The organism is Brevundimonas sp. (assembly GCF_036400995.1).
Taxonomy (GTDB): Bacteria; Pseudomonadota; Alphaproteobacteria; order Caulobacterales; family Caulobacteraceae; genus Brevundimonas.
Genome location: NZ_DASWWG010000015.1, coordinates 1 through 22,110, shown reverse-complemented (window position 1 = coordinate 22,110; position 22,110 = coordinate 1). Strand labels below are relative to the sequence as shown.

The window sequence follows — 22,110 nt, the reverse complement described above, 5'->3', positions numbered from 1 at the left end:
CCGGGTCGCGATCAGCCAGGACGGCCGCAAGGTCGCCTACACCTACGAGCACTACACCTGCCCGCCGCAGCTGTCGTGCAAGACCCGGTGGCTCACCTCGATCAGCGCCGCCGACCACCTGACCCCGCCGGGCGACCACGGGCCGTCGCCGTACGACAACCCCACCTGGGTCTCGGGCAGTCGGCTGCTGCTGAACGGTCGCGCCGCCGACGGCATCCAGGTCTTCGACATCGGGGCCAAGAACACCTACTGGTTCAACGACGGCGACGGCACCGGCTACTACACCGGTCCGGTCACCGACCCTGCGCTCTCGCGGGACGGGCGAGTCTTCGCCGCCGTGTACGACGACATGGTCGTCACCTACGAGATGGACGGCGACGTCCGCAGCGGCACCCCGCCCGAGACGCCGACGCCGACCTGTGGCCTCAGCGGCACCGGCCTCGCCGTCCCGACCGTCGCCCCCGACGCGAGCGCCCTGGCCTGGCAGGAGCCGGACGGCATCTGGGTCAAGCAGCAGCCTCTCGACTGCGGCGTGCAGCCGGCGCTCGCGATCCCGGGTGCCGAGCAGCCCTCATGGTCCGCGGCGGACCTGCGGACGGACCAGCCGTCCGACCGGCGCTTCGACCTGGAGAAGAAGCCCGCGGTGACCGGCCGTGCGGCCCCCGGCAGGACCGTCCGCGCGAGCGCCGGCCAGTGGTCACCCGAGCCGACGCGGACGGCGTACCAGTGGCTGCGAGACGGCAGGCGGATCGCGCAGGCGACGCGCCCGGTGTACCGCGTCACGGCCGCGGACCGGGGACACCGGATCAGCGTCCGGGTCACCGTCACGGCGGCCGGCTTCCGCCCCGGGACGGCCACCAGCGCCGCGGTCCAGGTCCGGTGACCGATGTCGTGCTGCTGACCTCCCGCGAGGCCGGGGTGAGCGTGCCCGGGGCATCGAGGACTCCAGCACCTGACGGCGGGGACGCGGCCTCCGGGACGCTCCCGGCATGAGATCGACCCGACTCCGCTCCGCCGCGCTCGTGGTGGCCGCCCAGCTCCTCTCGCTCGCCGGCCCGGCGGCGTCCTCGTCCGCCTCTCTTCCGGGCGGTCTCGGCGACCCCGGCCTGCGCGCCGGTGACACCACGCCGCCCCAGGTCCTGCTCGCTCCCGACCGCGAACCGGACGGTGCGGCGGGCTGGTACACCGCTCCGGTGAGCGTGACGGTCTCGGTGACCGACGACCTCCCGTCCGGGGGCGGCGTCGCGTCGGTGGCCTACGAGCTCAGCGGGGCGAGCACCGGCAGCGGCACGTTGCCGCCGTCGGGAGGCATCGTGCCGGTGAGCCGCGAGGGCGCGACGACGGTCACCGTCACCGCCACCGACGCCGCCGGCAACGCAGGTAGCGCCACTGCCGAGCTGCGGGTGGACCTCAGAAGTCCCGCCGTCGACCTCAACGGCCTGAGCGACGACGTGCTCCTGCGCCAGGGCGCGGTCCAGCCGCTGATGTACGCCTGCTTCGACACCGGCTCCGGCGTGGCGGCGTGCGATGCGCCGCTCGCCCGGGGGGATCTGCTCCCGACCGGCGTGCTCGGTGACTTCGAGGTCTCGGTGACCGCTCGCGACATCGCCGGGCGGGTCCTCACGCGCACGCTGCGCTACCTGGTGAGCGACCGGCTCCACTTCGCCAGCGAGGCAGGCCTCACGGGGACCCCGCGGGTGGGAGGCACCCTGACCATGGTCCCCGCGATCGCCCGCGAGCGGCAGCTCGGATCGCTGCCGTGCCAGTGGCGCCGCGACGGCTTCCAAGGACCACCATCATGACCACCGCCCGCCCTTCCAACCGCACCCCCGAACAGCTCCGCAAGGTCACGCTGGAAACGGGCGTGAACCGCTACGCCGAGGGGTCCTGCCTCGTCACCTTCGGCAACACCAGGGTCCTGGTCACCGCGACCGTGGAGGAGAACGTCCCCGGCTGGATGCGCGGCAAGGGTCAGGGCTGGGTGACGGCCGAATACGGCATGCTGCCGCGCGCCACCCACACCCGCGGCCGCCGTGAGGCCGCCGCCGGCAAGCAGACCGGCCGCACGCAGGAAATCCAGCGCCTGATCGGCCGCTCCCTGCGCGCCGTGGTGGACCTGAAGGCGCTGGGCGAGCGTCAGGTGGTGCTGGACTGCGACGTCATCCAGGCGGACGGCGGCACCCGCACGGCCGCCATCACCGGCGCCTGGGTCGCCATGGCCTCGGCCTTCGACTACCTGCGCGCCGAGGGCGTGATGAAGACCGACCCGATCCTCGATCAGGTCGCCGCCGTCTCGTGCGGCGTCTGCAACAACCAGCCGGTGCTGGACCTCGATTACGAGGAGGACTCCTCCGCCGAGGCCGACAGCAATTTCGTCCTGACCGGCTCGGGGACCATCGTCGAGATCCAGGCCACCGGCGAGAAGCGCGGTTTCTCCCGCGCCGAGTTCAATCGCCTGTTCGAACTGGCCGAGATCGGCTGCGGCGAACTGTTCGCCCTGCAGCGCGCGGCTCTGGGCCGCTAAGCTTCGCCGTAGAGGGGTGCGGGGTTTCATCGTTCAACGAAACGGGGCATCGTCGTTTTTCCACGTCATGGGGAGATGACGATGCGCCTGCCGATCCTGCTGACCGCCGCCGCCCTGCTGGTCGCCGCCTGCAGCCCCCAATCCGGAGAATCGGGCGCGAAGGCCGACGGCGCCGCGCCGGCGGCCGAAGCCGCGCAGGAGCCGGTGATGCCCGCCGACGCCCCGCCGCAGGAAGAGGCCGTCGCGCCGACCGAGGCCTCCTCGACCTCCTGCACGCTGGATCAGGGCTCGGACGCCGCGATCGAACTGGCCAGCCGCTGCACCCGTGTCAGCCCGGCCAGCCACCCGCCGTGCAACCCGGAAAACCCCTGCCAGATGATCCAGGACGAGATCGACCGGTCCTGCGCCATGTACGGTCCGGGCGAAACCAAGCCGGCGGAATGCTCCGCTTAACGGTTTGAGTACTTCAGGGTTGTATGGTTACCGGCATGACGCCCGTGGCCACGCCCCCCGACCTCCGCGCGCTCACGACGCTGCGCTTCCTCGCCGCCGCCTGGGTGGTGCTCTACACCGCATGGCCGCATCTGAACGTCGGGGTCACCCCGACGCTGGTCAGCAAGGGCTATCTGGGGGTCGAGGTCTTCTTCGTCCTTTCGGGCTTCATCCTCAGCCACGTCTATCTCGAGGCGGCGGGGACGAAGCGCTATTCGCACGGCGGCTTCCTGTGGGCGCGGATCGCCCGGGTCTATCCGCTGCATCTGGTGACGCTGGCGGGCATGGCGGTGCTGGGCGTCGGCGCGGCCGTCGCGGGGCTGAGCGTCAGTGACAGCCTGACCGACTGGCGCGCCCTGCCCGCGCATCTGACGATGACCCACGCCTGGGGCCTGGCCCCGTCGTCGGCCTTCAACCATCCGTCCTGGTCGATCTCGGCGGAGTGGTTCGCCTATCTGAGCTTCCCGGCCTACGCCTTTGTCGCCTGGCGTCTGAAAGACCGCCCCGTGCTGGCGACCGGACTGGCCGCGGTCGCCGCGCTGGCCATCTACGCCGCCTTCCAGCCGCTGGCCGGCTTCTCGCTGACCGAAGCCACGTTCCGCTGGGGCGCACTGCGCATCGTGCCCTGCTTCATGCTGGGTTGCGCCCTGTACCTGATCTACCGCCGGGCCCCGATCCCGCATGCCGGCCTGGTCGCCCTGCTGAGCGGGGCCGGCGTTCTGGTCAGCGCCTCGCTGGGGCTCTGGGATCCCGTCACCGTGCTGTTCGCGGGCGGGCTGATCCTGTCCCTGGGCTCGCTGGCCAACGAGAAGGCGGGCGTCCTCGCCTCGCCGTTCGGCGTCTATCTGGGCGAGATTTCGTACTCGATCTACATGGTCTGCGCCCCGGTCCTGCTGGTCATGACCAACGTCGCGGCGCGCCTGACCGGCGCCGACGACAACCGCTTTCACATCATTGTGTGGTTGGGGGTGGTGGCCGCAATTCCGGTCGCGGCCATGCTGACCTACCACCTGGTCGAACGCCCGGCCCGCAAGGCTTTGCGCGGATTCGCCAAGCGCAACGGCTCAGGTCAAGCCGCGACAGAAGCCCGCAGTCCACTCGCCTGAAAGGGGACTTCACCGCTTCGGAACTATCCGTTACGGTTTGTTTCATTGTCGGCGGGATAAGACCACAGCATGTTCAAACGGCTCAAAGCCGTCGCGGTTGCGACGACCCTCGGAATGTTTGCGCTGGGCGCCATGGCCCCTGCCGCGAAAGCCGACGAGCCTTACTGGCAGTGCGTCACCTTCGCCCGCATGTTCTCGGGCATCCAGATCTTCGGCGACGCCGCCACCTGGTGGCGTCAGGCGCAGGGCCGGTTCCAGACCGGCCAGACCCCCCGCACCGGCTCGGTCCTGTCGTTCGAGGCCAGCGGCCGCATGAGCCGCGGGCACGTCGCCGTGGTGTCGGAAGTGCTGACCCCCCGCGTGATCCGGATCACCCACGCCAACTGGGGCGGCAGCCGCGGCAAGGTCGAGGAAAACGTCACCGTCGTGGACGTCTCTGACGACAACGATTGGACCGCCGTGAAGGTCTGGTACAACCCGATCAATGACCTCGGCACGACTGTCTATCCGACCCATGGATTCATCTACCAGCAGGCCCCCTCGGCGGCCGGCATCCAGATGGCGTCGGTTCCCTCGGCCGCCGGCCAGAACTGACTCCCCGGCCCCGGGGAAGGGGCCCTCGGCATGATCCGCACCTATCGTTCGACCGGCGTCGCCTGCGAGGCCGTGACGCTTGACTCCGGCCGTCTCGAGCTCGGGCCGGACGTGCTTTGGATCGACCTGCTGAACCCCACGCGCGAGGAGGACGCCGCCGTCGAGGCCGCGCTGGGCCTGTCGGTGCCCACCCGCGAGGAGATGAAGGAGCTCGAGGCCTCCAGCCGCGTCTATCGCGAGAACGGCGCCACCTATCTGACCGCCGACATCATCATCCACGGCGACGAGGAAATCCCGGGCGTGGAGCCCGTGACCTTCGTCCTGACCTCGGGCCCCATGGTGACCATCCGCTATGCGGAGCCGCGCCCGTTCGCCCTGATGCTAGAAAAGCTGGAGCGTGAGCCCGGACTGTGCGGTTCCAGCGCCGCCCTGTTCCTGAACCTGATGGAAGTCGTGGTCGACCGCGCCTCCGACATCCTGTCCAAGACGGTCGTTCGGGTCGAGGGCATCGCCAACCATGTCTTCTCGGGCGGCAAGACGGTCGGGTTCGAGAAGCTGATCACCAAGCTGGGCCGCGCCCAGATCGCCAACGCCCGCATCGAGCAGAGCCTGGCCGGACTGACCCGGGTGTTCTCCTTCGTCGCCATCGACGAGCGGATCGACAGCGGCGAGGCCCGCGCCCACCTCCGCTCCCTGAGCCGCGACGTCGAAAGCCTGACCGCGCACAACCAGTCGGTCGCCGCCTCGATCAATTTCCAGCTGTCTGCCGCCCTGGGCCTGATCAATATCGAGCAGTCGTCGATCATCAAGATCTTCTCGGTCGCCGCCGTCGCCTTCCTGCCGCCGACCCTGATCGCCTCGATCTACGGCATGAATTTCGACCACATGCCCGAACTGCACTGGATGGGCGGCTATCCGCTGGCGGTCGCGGCCATGGTGGTGTCGGCCATCCTTCCGCTGCTGTGGTTCAAGAAGAAGGGCTGGCTGTAGGCTTGACCCTTCCGGTTCGCCGGGTCTTCCTGCCCGCCTCTCAGGTGGAGTCCCCCATGCGCCTTGCCGCCCTCGCCGTCGTCGCCGCATCCGTTCTGGGCCTGGCCGCCTGTTCGCAGGGCGAGGACGCGCCCGCGCCGCCCGCCGAGACGCCCGCCCCCGCCGCCAGCCTGGCCGGCGTGGACCTGACCCAGCCGCTCAGCCTGCTCGGCACCGAGCCCTTCTGGGGCATCCGCCTGACCGGAGAGGAGCTGGTCTACTCCGGCGTCGACCGCCCGGAGCAGCGCGCGCCCCAGCCCGCCCTGACCGTCCAGGGCACGGTGGCGACCCTGCAGACCCGCTCGGCGGAGGGTACGACCTTCGAGATCACCCTGACGGCGACGGAGTGCAGCGACGGGATGAGCGACCGGACCTTCCCCCTGACCGCCATGGTCAAGGTGGGCGAGGAGACCCTGATGGGCTGCGCCGCCTCGACCGCGGCCCTGGAGCGCACCGGCGAGAGCGGGCCGGTCGTCTAGTCGCGCAGCGTCCGCATCGCCCCCAGCCGCCCGAAGGCGATGGTCAGGGCCTTGCGTCGCGCCGGCGCCAGCGGACTGGACGGCGCCGCCCGCACCACCGCCCCGCCGAAGCCGTCGGCCACGATCAGCCCCGGCTCATCCGGCAGGACGCCGTCGGGAAACTCGGGAGCCACGGCGAAGTAGAAGGCGTCGCAGAACGGCCCGTACTCGTGCCATTTGCGGTCGACGCGATAGTCCTCGAGGCCGGACTTCACCTCGACGATGGTGATGTCGCCGCGCGGCCCCAGCGCCATGACGTCGGCCCGCCGACCGTTCGGCAATCCGACCTCAAGCAGGGGCGCATAGCCGAGGTCCAGCATGACCCGCGCCGCGCCGCGGGTGACCGCGAGGGTGGTGTCCGGGCGGCTGAAAACGAGGTCAATCTGCAGGGCTGCGGCGGCCATCGCCAATCTATGTTCCGGCTTCGTTCCGGGCGCAAGTCCCGATTCCCGACGGCGGTGCCGGAAGATGTGCTATACTCCCGGCCCTGCGACAGGGGACACAGGGATGTCCGAGGATCGGGCGGCTCGCCGTAATCGCAACAGTCCCCGGGGGCTGTTTCTTCTGATCGTCCTGGCCGTTGCGGCCGGCGCCCTCATCGTCGCCGCCTGGATCAAGGCCGGCGTCACGGACCGTCACGCCCGCGAGCACATCGAGGCCGAGAAGGTCGCGCCGGGCGAAAAATCATCCACCGTTTCGCCCGACAGGATATCGGCCGGGCCATTGCCGGTCAGATAACAGCGTCTTATTAACCTTTATGAACGGGCCAAGGCCCCGCAGAAGCGGAGGGCAGAATGGACGAGGATCGCGGCGCGCGGCGCAATCGCAACGAAAACGGCCTCTGGCTGATCAATGCCCTGCTGTCGGCGGTGGTCCTGCTGCTCAGCCTGTACGTTTTCCGGGCTCCGGATCATCCGCCCGGCGTCGATGTCGGCCTGCAGGTGGCGGAGCACCGGACCGGCGGCTACTGACCCGTCTGAACGACCTGACCTGTCGGCAGTCCGAGCGCCGCCGCGCGACGGACCAGATCGGCCCGGACGCCCGCCGCCGGGCTCTGGTCGCGATGCCAGATCCACCAGTCAGACCGGTTCGGCAGGGACAGGATGGCCCAACTGTAGTCATCCGCGTGCGCCTGCACCCGATAGTTCTGGCCGGCCAACCCGCCGAAACTCAGCAGCCCTGACAGGGAGAAGCGGAAGTTCCGGTTGGTGCCGGGGTCGGTGATCCGGGCGTTGGCCCGCAGGGTCTCGACCACGCCGTCAGCCCGGCGGGTGCAGGTGACCAGCACGCCATACCGGTTGGCGCGGGACTGCGGCGTGAAATCGATCTGGGCCCGACGGCAGTCCTTCTGCACGTCGTTCGGGCTTCGGGCGATCTCGAACCACCGGCCGTCGAAGCGGTTCATGTCCACCGTCTGGGCCGCGACGCCGCCGGCCGGGAACAGGGCGAAGGCGGCGAGGGCGAAGGTCGTCAGACGGGATGGCATGGGCGTGGTCCTCCGGTTGCCCCGACGCCTGTTTACGCGCCGGGGGCCGGATCGGATGCATGCTCAGAGGATGTAACGGCTGAGATCCGCGTTCCTTGCGAGCTCGCCGATGCGTTCGCGGACCTGTTCGCCGTCGAAGGTGACGGTCTGACCGGCCAGGTCGGAGGCCTTGAAGCTGGTCTCCTCCAGCACCCGCTCGAGCACCGTCTGAAGACGGCGGGCGCCGATGTTCTCGACCGCCGAGTTGGCGGCCACCGCCGCGTCCGCCAGCGCCTCGACCGCATCATCGGTGAAGACCAGCGTCACCGCCTCGGTCGCCAGCAGGGCCTGGTTCTGACGGATCAGATTGGCCTCCGGCTCGGTCAGGATGCGTTTGAAGTCGTCGCGGGTCAGGGCCTTCAGCTCGACGCGGATCGGCAGGCGCCCCTGCAGCTCCGGCAACAGGTCCGACGGCTTCGCGACGTGGAAGGCGCCCGAGGCGATGAACAGCACATGGTCCGACTTCACCGGCCCGTACTTGGTCGAGACCGTCGTGCCCTCGATCAGGGGCAGCAGGTCCCGCTGCACGCCCTCGCGGGACACGTCGGCCCCGCGCGCTTCGGAACGGGCCGCCACCTTGTCGATCTCGTCGATGAAGACGATGCCCTCGTTCTCGGCCAGCGACAGGGCCTCGGCGGTCAGGCTCTCCTGATCCAGCAGCTTGTCGCTTTCCTCGGTCATCAGAGGCGCGACCGCATCCTTCACCGTCAGCTTGACCTTCTTCGTCCGGCCACCGCCCAGCTTGCCCAGCATTTCGGACAGATTGATCATCCCGACATTGCCGCCGCCGGGCAGATCAAGGCCCTGAACCGGAGAAGCGATGTCCGCCAGTTCGATCTCGATCTCCTTGTCGTCCAGTTCACCGGCGCGCAGCTTCTTGCGGAAGCTGTCGCGGGTCGCCGGCTGCGAGCCCGGGCCGACGAGAGCATCCAGGATGCGCTCCTCGGCGGCGCCCTCGGCCTTGGCCTTCACGCCCGACCGGCGCTTGTCCCGCACCATCACCAGCGCGGCCTCGACCAGATCGCGCATGATCTGGTCCACGTCGCGCCCGACGTAGCCGACCTCGGTGAATTTGGTCGCCTCGACCTTCAGGAAGGGCGACCCCGCCAGCTTCGCCAGCCGCCGGGCGATCTCGGTCTTCCCGACGCCGGTCGGCCCGATCATCAGAATGTTCTTGGGCGTCACCTCGTCGCGCAGGTCGTCCGGCACGCGCTTGCGGCGCCAACGGTTGCGCAGGGCCACGGCGACGGCGCGCTTGGCGTCGTCCTGGCCCACGATGAAGCGGTCGAGTTCGGAAACGATTTCGCGGGGGGAGAGGTCGGTCATGCGATCGACATAGGACGCCTCACCCGCCAGCGGGAGGGGGCGCGGCGATCGGCGCGGGGATCAGCTGGGCCAGCACGATCCGCCAGCCGCCTTCCTGCCGCTGCCACAGACGGACGTAGTGGCCGGTGCGCGCCTGTCCGTCGCGCTGCCAGCCGGCCGGACCATAGGTCCAGACCAGATCGCCGTAGGCAGAGGCTCCGCCGCCCTCCGTGGGCCCGAACGCAAACGTCGCGGGCCAGGCGTCCAGCGCCGCCGGGAAGGCGTCGCGACCGATGGCCGGGGGCAGGGGCGCGACATAGAGGCGGCCGTTGTCGGCCAGCCGGGCCAGATGGGCGGCCTTCTGGTCGGTCAGGGCGTCTCGCGCGAGCTCTGCTTCCAGCGCCTTCACGTCGCGCATGGACCACTGCGCGGGCTCACCTTCCGGCGTGCGCAGGTCCGGGCCCACGACGATCAGAAGCTCGGGGCCGGGCTCCAGGATGACCGGCTCGGTCTCGGGCCCTGGCACGTCGGCCGCGCTGGCCCCGGAGCCGCCATCGTAGACCCAGCGCCATGCGCCGTCGGCCTGCCGCCGCCAGATGGTGAAGTAGTGGCCGGTGCGGCGACCGCCGACCGCCACGCCGCCGGTGGTGAAGCCGAGGTCACCGGACCGGGCGATGCCCGCGAAATTCGGCCACCACTCCAGCAGGGGTTCATCCGCCGGTCGCGGGCCGTCGGGATAGACCACGCCGACCCGCTGGGCCTGCCCGCCCGCGATCACGATGGCGTCGGGCGTCGCCCATTTGTTGAAGCTTCCGGCGATGCCCATGGACGGCGCATCCGCCGCGAAGGCCCGCTCGGCGGCGACCACCGGGGCGGCGTCCGGGCTCTGGGCGACGGCCGGCGAAGCGGCCGCAAGGACGGCGAAAAGGGCCAAGGGGCGCATGGTGAAATCCTCCCTCCGAGAGGGAAGCGCGAGACCGGCGGCGTGTCCCGTTAATTCAGCGAAAGGCGCCTACTCCAGCGTCTCCACCGTCAGATTGCCGTTGGTGTAGACGCAGATCTCGGCCGCCAGGGCCATCGACCGACGGGCGATCGTTTCGGCATCCAGATCCGTGTTGTCGATCAGGGCGCGGGCCGCGGCGAGCGCATAGTTGCCGCCCGAGCCGACCGCCGCCACGCCGTACTCCGGCTCCAGCACATCGCCGACGCCGGTGACGGTGAAGATCGAGTTCCGGTCCGCGACCAGCAGCATGGCCTCCAGACGGCGGAGATACCGGTCGGTCCGCCAGTCCTTGGCCAGATCGACGCAGGCGCGGGCCAGCTGGTCCGGATACTGCTCCAGCTTGGCTTCCAGCCGCTCGATCAGGGTAAAGGCGTCGGCCGTGGCGCCGGCGAAGCCCGCCAGCACCTTGCCGCCCGCCAGGGTCCGGACCTTGCGGGCCGCGCCCTTGACGATGGTTGGGCCCATCGAGACCTGGCCGTCGCCGGCGATGACCGTGCGGCCGTCCTTGCGCACCGCCAGAATGGTCGTGCCGTGCCAGTCGGGGAATGAGGATGCGGTGTTCATCATCCCTTTCAGATGGAGACCGAAATGCGGCGGGGCAAGCGGAAACCTGTTGGATTTCAACGGTACGCAAGCGCCACATTATAACCAATTGCGAGCGCTACCTTAGCATATTGAGCCCTTTGGGCGGCTTATGTGGGGTTGGATCGTGCTTCATCGTGTGATTTACGCCAGCGAGTCTGTCGGCGCGACCGGCGTGTCCACCCTCGCCCTGGCCCACATCCTCGGCGCGTCCGAAGCCAACAACCGTCGTGACCGGATCACGGCCGCGGTCATGTTCCATCGCGGCCATATCGTGCAGGCCATGGAAGGCTCCCGCCACGATCTGGACCGGCTGATGCGCCGCCTGCTCGCCGACCGCCGCCACCGCAATCTGCGCATCCTGGTCGACACCCCGATCGCCGCCCGCGCCCTGCCCGAGCCGATCACGGTCTGCCCGGACCCCTGCGCCCTGCTGGAGGCCGTGGGCGTCGCCGAAATCTCGCGCATCACCGCCAATGAGGCGGAAGCCATGCTGGAGTACCGGCTGGCCGCCTGACACGTCTCGGGACGTGATTTTCCTCGCCGCAAAGCCTAACTGGGGCGGGTGAGCTTTTCAGAAGACGAAATCGAGCGGTACGCGCGCCATCTGGTGCTGTCGGAGGTCGGCGGCCCCGGCCAGCAGCGGCTGAAGGCGGCGCGGGTCGGCCTGATCGGGCTGGGCGGCGTCGGCGCCCCGGCGGCCCTGTACCTGGCGGCGGCGGGCGTCGGGACCCTGCGGCTGATCGACGACGACCAGGTCGCCCTGTCCAACCTGCAGCGACAGATCGTGTTCGACAGCGCCGACATCGGCCGCGCCAAGGTGGTGGCCGGAGCCGAGACCCTGGCCGCCCTGAACCCGCATGTCGGACTTGAGCCCCGTCCCGAGCGGCTGACCGGGAGCAACGCCGCCGCCCTGATCGAGGGCTGCGATGTGATCATCGACGGCACGGATGACTTCGCCACCCGCTTCTGCGTGAACGCCGCCTGCGTGGCGCATGGTGTTCCGCTGGTCTCGGGCGCGCTCGGCCGGTGGAGCGGGCAGGTCGGCGTCTTCCAAGGTCGCCCCTGTTACCGCTGCATGGTGCCGGACAGCCCGCCAGACGCCGAGACCTGCAGCCGCGTCGGCGTCATCGGCGCCCTCGCCGGCGTGGTCGGCGCCATGGCGGCGCTGGAGGCGATCAAGCTGATCGCTGCGGCGGGCCAGCCCCTGTCAGGCCGCCTGCTTCTGTACGACGGACTGGCGGGGACGGCGCGGACGGTCCGCGTCGCCCCCGATCCGGCCTGTCCGGTCTGCGCGCAGGATCAGGCGAAGGCCTGACGGAACAGGACGATGTACTTTCCGAACAGCTCCTGTTCGATCTCGTCCTCCCAGTCCCCATGCCCGGCGTTCCGGACCTCGACATAGTCGACGGACACGCGACCCGCCGCCGTCAGGGCGTCCTTCATCCGGCGGGACTGGAAGACCGGCACGATGGGGTCGTCGACGCCGTGCACCAGCAGGACCGGGCAGCGGATGTCGGCCGCGCGACGCCGGGGCGAGGCGGCTTCCAGCGCCGCGCGGTCGGCGCGCGGATCACCGATCCGCTTGACCCAGAACTGATAGACCTCGTTGTCGGGCGTATTGTCGTCCCGGAGCTCGTAGGCGAGCATTTCGGGCAGGTCGAAGACGCCGCAGATCGCGACCGCGGCCTTGTACAGATCCGGGCGGCGGACCGCCCCCATCAGGGCCGCATAGCCGCCGTAGCTGCTGCCCATGATGCCGACCTTGTCCGCGGCCAGCCCCTTGTCGCGCACGACCTGGGCCACGGCGTCCTCGATGTCTTCCTGCATCCGGTCGCCCCAGCGACCCCAGCCCTCTCCGGCCGAGGCCAGCCCATAGCCGCCCGAGCCCCGGAAGTTCGGCTGCAGCACCCACCAGCCCTGCGCCGCCAGCAGTTGCACCTGCCGGTCCCAGCCGAGGGAATCGCGCACCTCCGGCCCGCCGTGCGGCATCACCACCAGCGGCCCCGGCGCCCGGCCGGCGGGCGCGGTCAGATAGGCGCGGATCGTCGCGCCGTCGCGGGTGGCCACGTCCAGAACCTCGGCCGTCCCAAGCCTGTCGGCCGCCAGGGAGGTGCGCGTCACCAGATTGACGAAACTGCGCGCGCCCCGGTCATACAGATACCAGGCTCCCGGTTCGCGCGGGCCGGTGACATAGGCCAGGAAGCGGTTCAGCGAGCGGTCGATGTCGATCAGGGCGACGTTGCACTCGTTGTCGAAGAAGCGGTTCATCGCCCGATGGTGGGCGGCCAGTTCCGGACGGGCGAAGTCGTACTCCAGCCGGTCACCGATATAGGCCGCGCCGAGGTATCGGCCCACGTCGTCGGTCAGCCCCCCGATCACGTCCGCCTTCTCACGCGTCGCGATCGGCGGACCGAAGGTGAGGGCCTTCAGGTCCATCTCGCGAATGGAGATGACGTCCTCGCCCTCCTCACGCGCGGCGACCAGAACGATCCCCGGCGTCCCGGTCTCGGCGACCCACTCGAAGTCCGGCGCGTCATGCAGGCGCACGCGGCGGACGAAGGTCCAGCGAGTCTCGCCGGGCGCCCGGGCATGGATGCTGAAGGCGTTGCCCGCCACGTTGACGTCGTAGCGGAGCACGGGCACGCCCCCCTGGGCCTGCCACATGAAGGTGCCGTTGCCGCCCTGCTCCACCTCTTCGGCCCGGCCGGTCAGGACGTTGACCCTGAACAGGGTCAGGACCCCGATGCTGCTGGGCGCCGCCATCAGCACGTGATCCGGGTCGGCGTGCAGCGGATCAACCATCACGCCGAGATTGCGGACGGCCCGCATGCGGCGATTGTCGCCGCTGAACAGGACCACGGCCCCGCCCGTCGTCGGATCGATCGACAGGACCCGGCGCGAGACGATTTCGTCCCCCCCCGTCCCGATCAGCGATCGGGCGGACCGCCGGTCGATGTCGGTTCGGGTCTTCAGGGCCACCCAGACCAGAAGTCGGCTGTCGCTGACCCATTCCATCGACTCGCAGTCGACGTCGCCGATGGGCGAGCGCACGGGCGGCTTCGAGGGGTCCGCGGCGTCGGCGGTGTCCAGCACCGCCCGACGCTGGCCGCCCTCCCAGATGTCCCGGATGATGGCGATGCGATCACCCGACGGCGACAGGGCGGCGCCGCGCACCAGCGGCCGGGCGAAGAAGTCCTCGACCGCATGCGGGTTCGCCGCCTGCCGGGCCAGCGCGCCGCCCGCGAAGGCGGTCGCGCCCAGCCCCGCGCCGGCCGCCATGATCCCCCGCCGGGTCAGAGGGAGGCCGGCCGACCGGCTCACGCGAAGGCCTGCCGGAAGTGGGCCACGTAGCGGGTCATCAGTTCCTGCTCCCTGGCGTCAGGCCAGTCGCCGTGGCCGTAGTCCTCGATCTCGATCAGATCGACGGACTTGCCCGCCGAACGGAAGGCGTCCCGCATGCGGCGCGACTGGATCAGCGGCACGATGGAATCGTCCACGCCATGGACCAGCAGGACCGGACAGGCGATCTCGCCGGCCCGACGACGCGGCGAGGCGGCCTCAAGCGCCGGTCCCGCGGTCGAGCGGTCGCCGATGCGCTTGGTCCAGAACTCATAGATCGGCTTGCCGGGCGTATCGTCCTCACGATCTTCCCAGGCCAGCATGTCCGGCAGGTCGTAGACGCCGCAGATGCCGATGGCCGCCTTGTAGAGATCCGGCCGCTTGAGGGCGCCCATCAGGGCTGCATAGCCGCCGTAGCTGGTGCCCATGATGCCGACCTTCGAGGCGTCCAGCCCCTTGGTGCTGATCGCATGGGCGACGGCGTCCTCGACGTCGTCCTGCATGCGGGTGCCCCAGCGGGTCCAGCCCTGCTCGGCGAAGGCCTGGCCGTAGCCGCCCGAACCCCGAAAATTGGGACGCAGCACCCACCAGCCCTGGGCGGCCAAGACCTGCATCTGCCGGTCCCAGCTCGGGGTGTCGCGCACCTCGGGGCCGCCGTGCGGCAGGACGATCAGCGGGCCAGGGGCGCCGCCGGGAGGGGCCGTCAGATAGGCCTCGATGGTCGAGCCGTCGCGGGTCGGCACCTGCAGCACCTCGCCGACGCCCAGACGCGTCACATCCAGATCGCGGGCCTGGCCGATGTTGACGATCACCCGTGCGGTCTTGTCGTAGAAGAACCACGAACCCGGCTCGTTCGGACCGTTCACATAGGCGATGAAACGGTTGCGGGCGCGGTCGACGTCGGTGAAGTGGACGTCACAGGTGTTGTCGAAGAAGCGGTTGAGCGCGCGATGGTGCGCCGCCAACGCCGGCTCGGCGAACTCGTACTCCAGGCGGTCGCCGTAATAGGCCGCCCCCAGATAGTGCCCCATGGAGTCCAGCAGGCCGCCGTACACGTCGCGGCCCGCGCGCGGGTTCAGTGGCGGTCCCAGGCGGGTGGTCGCCAGATCCATTTCGCGGACGCTCAGGACATCCTCGTTGTCCAGTCGGGCGATGACCAGAACCACCCCGTCGCGGCCGGACTCGCCGACCCACGAGAAGTCCGGCGCATCGCGGATGCGGCTGCGGCGCGCCAGCTTCCACTCGGTCTCGCCGGGCGCCCGGACCATGATGCTTTCCATGGTGCCGCGGCTGTTGACGTCATGGCGAACGACCGGGACGCCGTTGACCGTGCGCCAGGTGTAGGTGCCGCCGCTGCCCCGTTCGACACGGGTCGCCGCGCCGGTGTTCACATTCACCCGATGGAGCGCCAGGACGCCGTCGCTCTCCCAGGCCGCCATCAGGATGTTGTCCGGATCGTTCGGCAACATGTCGATGATCTTGCCCATGTCGAACGAACCGCGCATGCGGGTGCGCTGGTCGGCGAACAGGACCACCGGATCGCCACGCGTCGCGTCGATCGAGACGACCCGGCGCATGAAGTATTCGACGCTGTCAGACCGGACGTTGCTGCCGACCTGCGACCGGCGGCCGGTCTCGCCCCGCATGATGACGCTGACCAGCACGCGGTCGTTGCTGGCCCACTGGATGGAGTCGATCCAGACCGTGCCCAGATCGATGCGCCGACGCTGCCCTTCCGGATCGGCCGCATCGATGAAGTCGACGGCGCTGCGCGGCGCGATGTCGGTCCCCAGATTCTCGCCCACGGCGATGCGGTTTCCGTCCGGCGACAGGCCCGCGCCCGCGGACTTGGTCGGCTTGAAGAACTCGCTCAGGGGATAGGCGCCCGGCGCGCCCTGGGCCCGAACGCTCGTCGGCGCCATCGCCGCCAGCCCGGCCAGGGCCGCGGTTCCGCCCAGCAGTCCACGCCGCGACAGCGCGAACGCCGTCGTCTTGGTCATTCCGAATTTCACGATAATCCCCCGATACTTGTGTGCGCAAACAACCCAAGCGGGGCCGCGCCGTCAAGCGGGATGATCAGAACATGGCCGGGATGACCCGGTCGGGCGGGCGGTGGCCGTTGGCGAAGGTCTGGATGTTGGCGATCACCCGGTCGCCCATGTCCTGACGCGCCTCGATCGTGGCCGAGCCGAGATGCGGCAGCAGCACGACATTGGGGTGGCCCAGCAGGCCGGGATGCACCTTCGGCTCGTGCTCGAAGACGTCCAGACCGACGCCGGCGATGCGACGCCCGGCCACGGCCTCGGCCAGGGCCGCCTCGTCGATCAGCTCGCCGCGCGCCGTGTTGATCAGGATCGCGTCGGGCCGCATCAGCGCCAGACGTTCGGCGGACAGCAGGTGATGGGTCTCCTTCGTCGCCGGGCTGTTCAGCGAGATCAGGTCCATCCGGGCCAGCATCTGGTCCAGGTCATCCCAGTAGGTCGCCCCCAGCTCCTCGGCGATCATCGGCGAGACCGGCTTGCGGTTGTGATAGTGCACCTGCATGCCGAAGGCCTTGGCCCGGCGGGCCAGGGCCTGACCGATGCGGCCCATGCCGACGATGCCCAGACGCTTGCCCCACAGCTTGCGGCCGGTCATCCAGGTCGGGGTCCAGCCCTCGAAGCGGCCCTCCTGCATCACCTGCGCCCCCTCAACGATCCGGCGGCTGACCGCCAGGATCAGGCTCATGGCCAGGTCCGCGGTGTCCTCGGTCAGGACCCCGGGCGTATTGGTCACGATCAGCCCCCGCGCCACGGCGGCGTCGATGTCGATGTGATCCACGCCGGCGCCGAAATTGGCGATCATCTTCAGCTGGGGCCCGGCCTTCGCGATCAGGTCGGCGTCGATGACATCGGTGATGGTCGGCGACAGGACGTCGGCGCGCTGGACGGCGGCTTCCAGCTCGGCCCGGGTCATCGGCCGGTCGGTCAGGTTCAGTTCGGCGTCGAACAGCTCCCGCATCCGCGTTTCCACGGCGTCAGGCAGGCGCCTGGTTAATACGACCTTAAGCCTGGGAGCGGACATTCGGAGCCTTCGGTTTCTTCACTCCGGCTTTAATGATCCTCCCGGTGTCTGGCAAAGTCTCTGGCAAAGTCTCTGGCGGGGCCCGCGGCCTGAAACGGGCGGCGATCGTGGCCGGCCTGCTGGGCTGCGCGGTGCTGGTCGGCGCCGGCAACGCCATGCCGAACGGACGGCCGACCCCCAGCAAACAGCCCGTGCCGCGCTGGTTGTCACTGAAGTCTGACAGCGTCTTCGCCCGTCAGGGCCCCGGCCTCGATTACCGCATTATGTGGCGATACCAGGTGTCCGGACTGCCGGTTCAGGTGATCGCCGAGACCGCCGAATGGCGAAAGATCTGCGACCCGGAGGGCGCGGTCGCCTGGGTTCACCGCAGCGTCGTCTCCAGTCGCCGCAGCGTTCTGAACCTGTCCCCCGAGGAGGTTCGCATCCACGCCGGCCGGTCGGACACCTCGCCCGTTCGGGCGCGGCTGTCGCCCCGCTCGCTGGTCTCGCTGAGCGAATGCGTCGACCAGTGGTGCGAAATCCGGGTCGGACGCCTGCGCGGCTGGCTGCCCCAGCGCGCGGTGTTCGGGGCGCAGGAACAGGCGCTGTGCAACGCCAACCGTCCCGCGGGGACCGGTCGCGAAAGCTGACGGGGATCGCCAGGGTTTCGCCGGTTCGTTAAAAAGTTTGAGCCCCGGGGCCCGCTCGTGTAACCCGACGGCAACATTCCGGGGGCGCGTCGCTCCCGTTGCTACGAGAACACCCTTGTCCGAGCTGAAATATCCGTCGTCGTTCGATTACGAGGCCCTGCTGGCCTCCGGCCGTGGCGAGCTTTTCGGGCCGGGCAACGCCCAGCTTCCGGCCCCGCCGATGCTGATGTTCGACCGGATCACCAAGATCAACGCCGACGGCGGCGCCCACGGAAAGGGCTACGTCGAGGCCGAGCTCGATATTCACCCGGACCTCTGGTTCTTCCAGTGCCACTTCATCGGCGATCCGGTCATGCCGGGCTGCCTGGGCCTGGACGCCATGTGGCAGCTGGTCGGCTTCTACCTCGGCTGGATCGGCGGGCCGGGCAAGGGCCGCGCGCTCGGCGTCGGCGAGGTGAAGTTCACCGGCCAGGTCCAGCCGAACATCAAGAAGGTCGTCTACAAGATCGACCTGAAGCGGGTGATCAACCGCAAGCTGGTCATGGGCATCGCCGACGGCGTGCTCGAGGCCGACGGCGAGGTGATCTACACCTGCAACGACATGCGCGTCGGCCTGTTCGGCGGCGAGCAAGCGGTCGGCGGCTAAGCCCCCTATATTCTCCAGACCGCGGCGAACGCGGCGACTGACAATAATTGGAAGGAATCCACCATGCGGCGTGTCGTCGTCACCGGGCTGGGCATCGTCTCCTCCATCGGCACCGGAGCCGGGGAAGTCACCGCGTCGCTGCGCGACGCGAAGTCGGGCGTCCAGCACGCCGCTGATCACGCCGCGCACGGCTTCCGGTCGCAGGTCTGGGCCCCGCCCGCCCTGGGCCACACCGCCGACGACTGGGCTCCGCACGTCGACCGTCGCGCCGCCCGCTTCCTGGCCAACGGCACGGCCTGGGGCCACATCGCCTTCGAGGAGGCCCTGAAGGACTCCGGCCTGACCCCGGACGAGATCAAGGACCCGCGCATCGGCCTGATCGTCGGTGAAGGCGGCCCCTCGACCCAGGTCATCCTGCAGGCCGCCCAGACCACCATCGAAAAGGGCTCGCCCAAGCGCATCGGGCCGTTCGCGGTGCCGAAGGCCATGGCCTCGGGCCCGTCGGCCGTCCTGGCCACCTGGTTCGAGCTGAAGGGCATCAACTATTCGATCAGCTCGGCCTGCGCGACCTCGGCCCACTGCATCGGCGCGGCCGCCGAACAGATCGCCTGGGGCAAGCAGGACGTCGTCTTCGCCGGCGGCTGCGAGGACATCGACTGGTCGATGTCCAACATGTTCGACGCCATGGGCGCCATGTCCTCCAACTTCAACGAGACCCCGTCGAAGGCCAGCCGCGCCTATGACAAGGACCGCGACGGCTTCGTCATCGCGGGCGGCGCGGGCATCGTGGTGCTGGAAGAGTATGAGCGCGCCGTGGCGCGCGGCGCGAAGATCTACGCCGAGGTCACCGGCTACGGCGCCAACTCGGACGGCTACGACATGGTCGCCCCCTCGGGCGAGGGCGCCGAGCGCTGCATGAAGATCGCGCTGGAAATGGCCGGCAATCCGAAGATCGACTACCTGAACCCGCACGGCACCTCGACACCGGTCGGCGACAGCAAGGAAATGGGCGCCGTCCGCAACGTCTTCGGCGACGACCTGCCGATGATCTCCTCGACCAAGTCGCTGACGGGCCACTCGCTCGGCGCCGCGGGCGTGCAGGAGGCCATCTACTGCCTGCTGATGATGGACAACGACTTCGCCGCCGAAAGCGCCCACATCGAGAACCTCGACCCCGAGTTCGAGGGCATGCCGATCCTGAGAAAGCGCTTTGACGGAAAACTAGTTAATGTAATGTCGAACAGCTTTGGGTTCGGTGGCACGAACGGGACATTGATTTTCTCCAAGGTCTAAGTTGGACAAAAAGCTTTTCGAAATCATCGCACTTGCTGCGTTCCCGCTACTCCCGTTGCTTCTGGAGTTAGCGTTGATCCAGCAGGTAGAATTCAAAAGCCTTTCCATTACCGCGGCAGTTTATGCCGTCGCGATTGGTTCGACGCTCCGGCTAAAAACCTTCAATGGAATCTGCACTTGCGTGGCCATCGTATCGGCGGGCTTGCATGGCGCCTCGATCATGAAGGAGGAGGCAGCCAAGGCCACCTTGGCGGGCGTGCTCTGGTTCCTCATATTTGCCATCACGCTAATGCTGATCGTTGATCGTCTGCTAATGTCGACGACCCAAGGAGACCCGGCGTGAGCATCTCGGTTTCCAGCAGAATTCATAGGCATTTGTTCAAGCTCATTCAGGCGGCTTACCCGGCAAGAATAAGCTCACTGGTCGCAATTGCGGCCACTATCTTGGCGTTTGCCCTCATAATAGACACAACCATAGAAATATCGCCCTCGATCCGGGAGCGCCTTTTTGATTTTAAAATCGCCCCAACACTGATTGTCGCAGTTGCAGCAATCTATGCCACAGTAGCTGCAGTCGCTTGGGACTACATCACCACAGTCCGTAGGCAGAGATTAAAGGCCCACGAGGAAAAACTTCGAAGCGCACCGTTTTTCGAAGAGGCCAAAAACATTGCGCTAGGTGGCGACGCTTTAGTTACGGTCGATTCTGATACTGACAATACGGTCGTGATCATGAGTGGAATACATAACGGAAGCGAGATACGACTCGTTATTATATCAAAATCAGATTTCAAAGCCTCACGAGCCCTCCTGCTCGGCGAGAACTTGGACGTTGTGGAACTGGATGTTGGAACCAGTCGACCCAAGCGTCGTGCGACGCGCCGGAACGTTTCGAAAGCTTCCTAGGTGATGTTCTAACAGATCGTACCCAACCCCCGAGCTTTCCCTCTGGAGTCTGCCCTGCTACCTCTCCGCCCGAATAACGAGGAGAGACTCCAATGGCCGCTGAAACCACCTGGGATATGCCCAAGGGCGACCTCATGAAGGGCAAGAAGGGCCTCATCATGGGGGTCGCGAACTCCAGCTCCATCGCCTGGGGCATCGCCTCCCAGCTGGCCGCCCAGGGCGCCGAACTGGCCTTCACCTATCTGGGCGAAAGCCTTGAGCGCCGCGTGCGCCCGCTGGCCGAAAGCGTCGGCGCCAAGCTGCTGATCCCGGCCGACGTCACCGACGACGCCTCGATGGACGCCGCCTTCGCCGAGCTGGAGAAGACCTTCGGCACGATCGACTTCGTCGTTCACTCGGTGGCCTTCGCCAACAAGGACGAGCTGAAGGGCTCGTTCGTCGACAACACCACCCGCGACAGCTTCCTGCTGGCCATGAACATCTCGGCCTTCAGCTTCGTCGACGTGTCGCGTCGCGCCGCCAAACTGATGCCGAACGGCGGCAGCCTGATCACCCTGACCTACCTCGGGTCGGAGCGGGTCATTCCGAACTACAACACCATGGGCGTCGCCAAGGCCGCGCTGGAAGCCGCGACCCGCTACATCGCCCGCGACCTTGGTCCGAAGAACATCCGCGTCAACGCCATCTCGGCGGGCGCGATGCGCACCCTGTCGCTGGCCGGCATCTCGGGCGGACGCGGCCTGCACTCCAAGTCGGCCCAGTTCTCGCTGATCAAGGAAGAGACCTCGATGGAAGGCGTCGCCGGCGCCGCCCTGTGGCTGTGTTCGGACCTGGGCCGCTCGACCACGGGCGAAGTCGTCCACGTCGACGCTGGCTTCCACGCCGTCGGCCTGCCGGACGACGTCGAGGGCTGATCCCCTCCGGGTTCTGGATATGAAAGGGCCGTCGGGAAACCGGCGGCCCTTTTTGCTTCCCGGGCGCCGCCGCCCGGCCTAGCTTCGCCGCATGAGTTCGTCGCGCCTGCCGCCCCCCGCCAGCTTCTCCGCCGCCGCCGTGGCCACCGTCATCGGTTTCGGCGGCACGGTCACCCTGATCGTTCAGGCGGGTCAGACGCTGGGCGCCTCGCCCGCCCAGATCATCTCCATGGTCACCGCGCTCTGCCTCGGCATCGGCCTGCCGGGCGCGGTGCTCAGCTGGCGGCTGAAGATGCCCGTCGTCCTGGCCTGGTCGACGCCGGGCGCAGCCCTGCTGGCGGCCTCGACGTTGGGGCTGGGGTGGTCGACCGCCGTCGGGGCCTTCGTCATCGCCGGCCTGCTGATGGTGCTGACCGGCCTGGTCCCGGCTCTGGGGCGGCTGGCCGAGCGCATTCCCGCCGCCATAGCCTCGGCGATGCTGGCCGGGGTGCTGCTGCCCTTCTGCCTGAAGCTGTTTCTGGTCTTCCGGAGCGACATGGGGCTGGCGGCGGGCCTGCTGGCGGTCTTCCTGATCATGCGCCGCGTCGCCGCCGCCTGGGCCCTGCCCGCGGCTCTGGTCGCCGCCTTCCTGGTGCTGGC

27 protein-coding genes are annotated in these 22,110 nt (G+C 68.7%); 19 read left to right on the top strand and 8 right to left on the bottom strand.

What is annotated here, in order from left to right:
- From VGE03_RS02010 to VGE03_RS01975, 8 genes are all read left to right on the top strand, one after another.
- Window positions 1-883: hypothetical protein (locus VGE03_RS02010; RefSeq protein WP_331044799.1), on the top strand; the 883-nt coding region annotated here is incomplete at its 5' end.
- 106 nt (window positions 884-989) lie between these two features.
- A complete protein-coding gene (locus VGE03_RS02005; RefSeq protein WP_331044798.1) occupies window positions 990-1,802 on the top strand; it encodes a hypothetical protein in 813 nt (270 codons plus the stop codon).
- Window positions 1,799-2,524 carry a ribonuclease PH gene (gene rph, locus VGE03_RS02000; RefSeq protein ID WP_331044797.1) on the top strand — a complete coding sequence of 242 codons (726 nt, stop codon included), beginning with the start codon at window positions 1,799-1,801 and terminating at the stop codon, window positions 2,522-2,524. Before VGE03_RS02005 ends, rph begins: the two co-directional genes overlap by 4 nt.
- An 81-nt stretch (window positions 2,525-2,605) precedes the next feature.
- Complete coding sequence (locus VGE03_RS01995) at window positions 2,606-2,977, top strand: hypothetical protein (protein ID WP_331044796.1); 372 nt, start codon at window positions 2,606-2,608, stop codon at window positions 2,975-2,977.
- A 35-nt stretch (window positions 2,978-3,012) separates the two neighbouring features.
- Window positions 3,013-4,122 carry an acyltransferase gene (locus tag VGE03_RS01990; RefSeq protein ID WP_331044795.1) on the top strand — a complete coding sequence of 370 codons (1,110 nt, stop codon included), beginning with the start codon at window positions 3,013-3,015 and terminating at the stop codon, window positions 4,120-4,122.
- A gap of 132 nt (window positions 4,123-4,254) precedes the next feature.
- Window positions 4,255-4,716, top strand: a complete 462-nt coding sequence (locus VGE03_RS01985; RefSeq protein WP_331044794.1) for a CHAP domain-containing protein — start codon at window positions 4,255-4,257, stop codon at window positions 4,714-4,716.
- 30 nt (window positions 4,717-4,746) lie between these two features.
- Window positions 4,747-5,706, top strand: a complete 960-nt coding sequence (locus VGE03_RS01980) for a magnesium transporter CorA family protein (protein ID WP_331044793.1) — start codon at window positions 4,747-4,749, stop codon at window positions 5,704-5,706.
- Window positions 5,707-5,762: 56 nt separating this feature from the next.
- Window positions 5,763-6,224, top strand: a complete 462-nt coding sequence (locus VGE03_RS01975; protein WP_331044792.1) for a hypothetical protein — start codon at window positions 5,763-5,765, stop codon at window positions 6,222-6,224.
- Here the strand turns inward: VGE03_RS01975 and mmcB are convergent.
- Complete coding sequence (mmcB, locus tag VGE03_RS01970) at window positions 6,221-6,667, bottom strand: DNA repair putative endonuclease MmcB (protein ID WP_331044791.1); 447 nt, start codon at window positions 6,665-6,667, stop codon at window positions 6,221-6,223. The genes VGE03_RS01975 and mmcB overlap by 4 nt on opposite strands.
- A 103-nt stretch (window positions 6,668-6,770) precedes the next feature.
- On the opposite strand from mmcB, the gene VGE03_RS01965 reads away from it, so the two are divergent.
- The gene (locus VGE03_RS01965; RefSeq protein WP_331044790.1) at window positions 6,771-7,001 is read left to right on the top strand and encodes a hypothetical protein; all 231 of its coding nucleotides are present in this window, start codon (window positions 6,771-6,773) and stop codon (window positions 6,999-7,001) included.
- A gap of 56 nt (window positions 7,002-7,057) precedes the next feature.
- Window positions 7,058-7,234, top strand: a complete 177-nt coding sequence (locus VGE03_RS01960) for a hypothetical protein (RefSeq protein ID WP_331044789.1) — start codon at window positions 7,058-7,060, stop codon at window positions 7,232-7,234.
- On the opposite strand, the gene VGE03_RS01955 is transcribed toward VGE03_RS01960, so the two are convergent.
- The 4 genes from VGE03_RS01955 to hslV form a co-directional block, all read right to left on the bottom strand.
- On the bottom strand, window positions 7,228-7,749 hold the full coding sequence (locus tag VGE03_RS01955; protein WP_331044788.1) for a lipocalin family protein: 522 nt from the start codon (window positions 7,747-7,749) through the stop codon (window positions 7,228-7,230). The two genes, VGE03_RS01960 and VGE03_RS01955, sit on opposite strands and share 7 nt — an antisense overlap.
- A gap of 63 nt (window positions 7,750-7,812) precedes the next feature.
- A complete protein-coding gene (gene hslU / locus VGE03_RS01950; RefSeq protein WP_331044787.1) occupies window positions 7,813-9,114 on the bottom strand; it encodes an ATP-dependent protease ATPase subunit HslU in 1,302 nt (433 codons plus the stop codon).
- 19 nt (window positions 9,115-9,133) lie between these two features.
- Window positions 9,134-10,036, bottom strand: a complete 903-nt coding sequence (locus VGE03_RS01945) for a nuclear transport factor 2 family protein (RefSeq protein ID WP_331044786.1) — start codon at window positions 10,034-10,036, stop codon at window positions 9,134-9,136.
- Between the two features lie 69 nt (window positions 10,037-10,105).
- Window positions 10,106-10,660, bottom strand: a complete 555-nt coding sequence (gene hslV, locus VGE03_RS01940) for an ATP-dependent protease subunit HslV (RefSeq protein ID WP_414644870.1) — start codon at window positions 10,658-10,660, stop codon at window positions 10,106-10,108.
- A 145-nt stretch (window positions 10,661-10,805) separates the two neighbouring features.
- Here hslV and VGE03_RS01935 point away from each other — a divergent pair, with 145 nt between their 5' ends.
- Window positions 10,806-11,195, top strand: coding sequence for a BLUF domain-containing protein (locus VGE03_RS01935; RefSeq protein ID WP_331044784.1), 390 nt, complete (start codon window positions 10,806-10,808; stop codon window positions 11,193-11,195).
- A 48-nt stretch (window positions 11,196-11,243) separates the two neighbouring features.
- Entirely contained in the window at window positions 11,244-11,996 is a 753-nt protein-coding gene (locus VGE03_RS01930; protein WP_331044783.1) for a molybdopterin-synthase adenylyltransferase MoeB, read from the top strand.
- Here the strand turns inward: VGE03_RS01930 and VGE03_RS01925 are convergent.
- From VGE03_RS01925 to VGE03_RS01915, 3 genes are all read right to left on the bottom strand, one after another.
- Window positions 11,981-13,960, bottom strand: coding sequence for an alpha/beta hydrolase family protein (locus tag VGE03_RS01925; RefSeq protein ID WP_331044782.1), 1,980 nt, complete (start codon window positions 13,958-13,960; stop codon window positions 11,981-11,983). The two genes, VGE03_RS01930 and VGE03_RS01925, sit on opposite strands and share 16 nt — an antisense overlap.
- Window positions 13,961-13,998: 38 nt before the next feature.
- A complete protein-coding gene (locus VGE03_RS01920) occupies window positions 13,999-16,020 on the bottom strand; it encodes an alpha/beta hydrolase family protein (RefSeq protein ID WP_331044781.1) in 2,022 nt (673 codons plus the stop codon).
- A gap of 76 nt (window positions 16,021-16,096) precedes the next feature.
- Entirely contained in the window at window positions 16,097-17,083 is a 987-nt protein-coding gene (locus VGE03_RS01915; protein WP_331044780.1) for a D-glycerate dehydrogenase, read from the bottom strand.
- Between the two features lie 107 nt (window positions 17,084-17,190).
- On the opposite strand from VGE03_RS01915, the gene VGE03_RS01910 reads away from it, so the two are divergent.
- The 7 genes from VGE03_RS01910 to VGE03_RS01880 all read left to right on the top strand — a co-directional run.
- On the top strand, window positions 17,191-17,712 hold the full coding sequence (locus tag VGE03_RS01910; RefSeq protein WP_331044779.1) for an SH3 domain-containing protein: 522 nt from the start codon (window positions 17,191-17,193) through the stop codon (window positions 17,710-17,712).
- Between the two features lie 124 nt (window positions 17,713-17,836).
- Window positions 17,837-18,358: a 3-hydroxyacyl-[acyl-carrier-protein] dehydratase FabA gene (gene fabA / locus VGE03_RS01905; RefSeq protein WP_331044801.1), complete on the top strand. Its 522-nt coding sequence runs from the start codon at window positions 17,837-17,839 to the stop codon at window positions 18,356-18,358.
- A 63-nt stretch (window positions 18,359-18,421) separates the two neighbouring features.
- Complete coding sequence (gene fabB, locus VGE03_RS01900) at window positions 18,422-19,651, top strand: beta-ketoacyl-ACP synthase I (protein ID WP_331044778.1); 1,230 nt, start codon at window positions 18,422-18,424, stop codon at window positions 19,649-19,651.
- A 1-nt stretch (window position 19,652) separates the two neighbouring features.
- A complete protein-coding gene (locus tag VGE03_RS01895; RefSeq protein WP_331044777.1) occupies window positions 19,653-19,994 on the top strand; it encodes a hypothetical protein in 342 nt (113 codons plus the stop codon).
- Window positions 19,991-20,557 (top strand): hypothetical protein, encoded by a 567-nt coding sequence (locus VGE03_RS01890; RefSeq protein ID WP_331044776.1) that lies wholly within the window; start codon window positions 19,991-19,993, stop codon window positions 20,555-20,557. Before VGE03_RS01895 ends, VGE03_RS01890 begins: the two co-directional genes overlap by 4 nt.
- A gap of 116 nt (window positions 20,558-20,673) precedes the next feature.
- Entirely contained in the window at window positions 20,674-21,471 is a 798-nt protein-coding gene (locus tag VGE03_RS01885; protein WP_331044800.1) for an enoyl-ACP reductase, read from the top strand.
- Window positions 21,472-21,562: 91 nt separating this feature from the next.
- Window positions 21,563-22,110 (top strand): benzoate/H(+) symporter BenE family transporter (locus VGE03_RS01880; protein ID WP_331044775.1); only part of this gene is annotated, 548 nt, incomplete at its 3' end.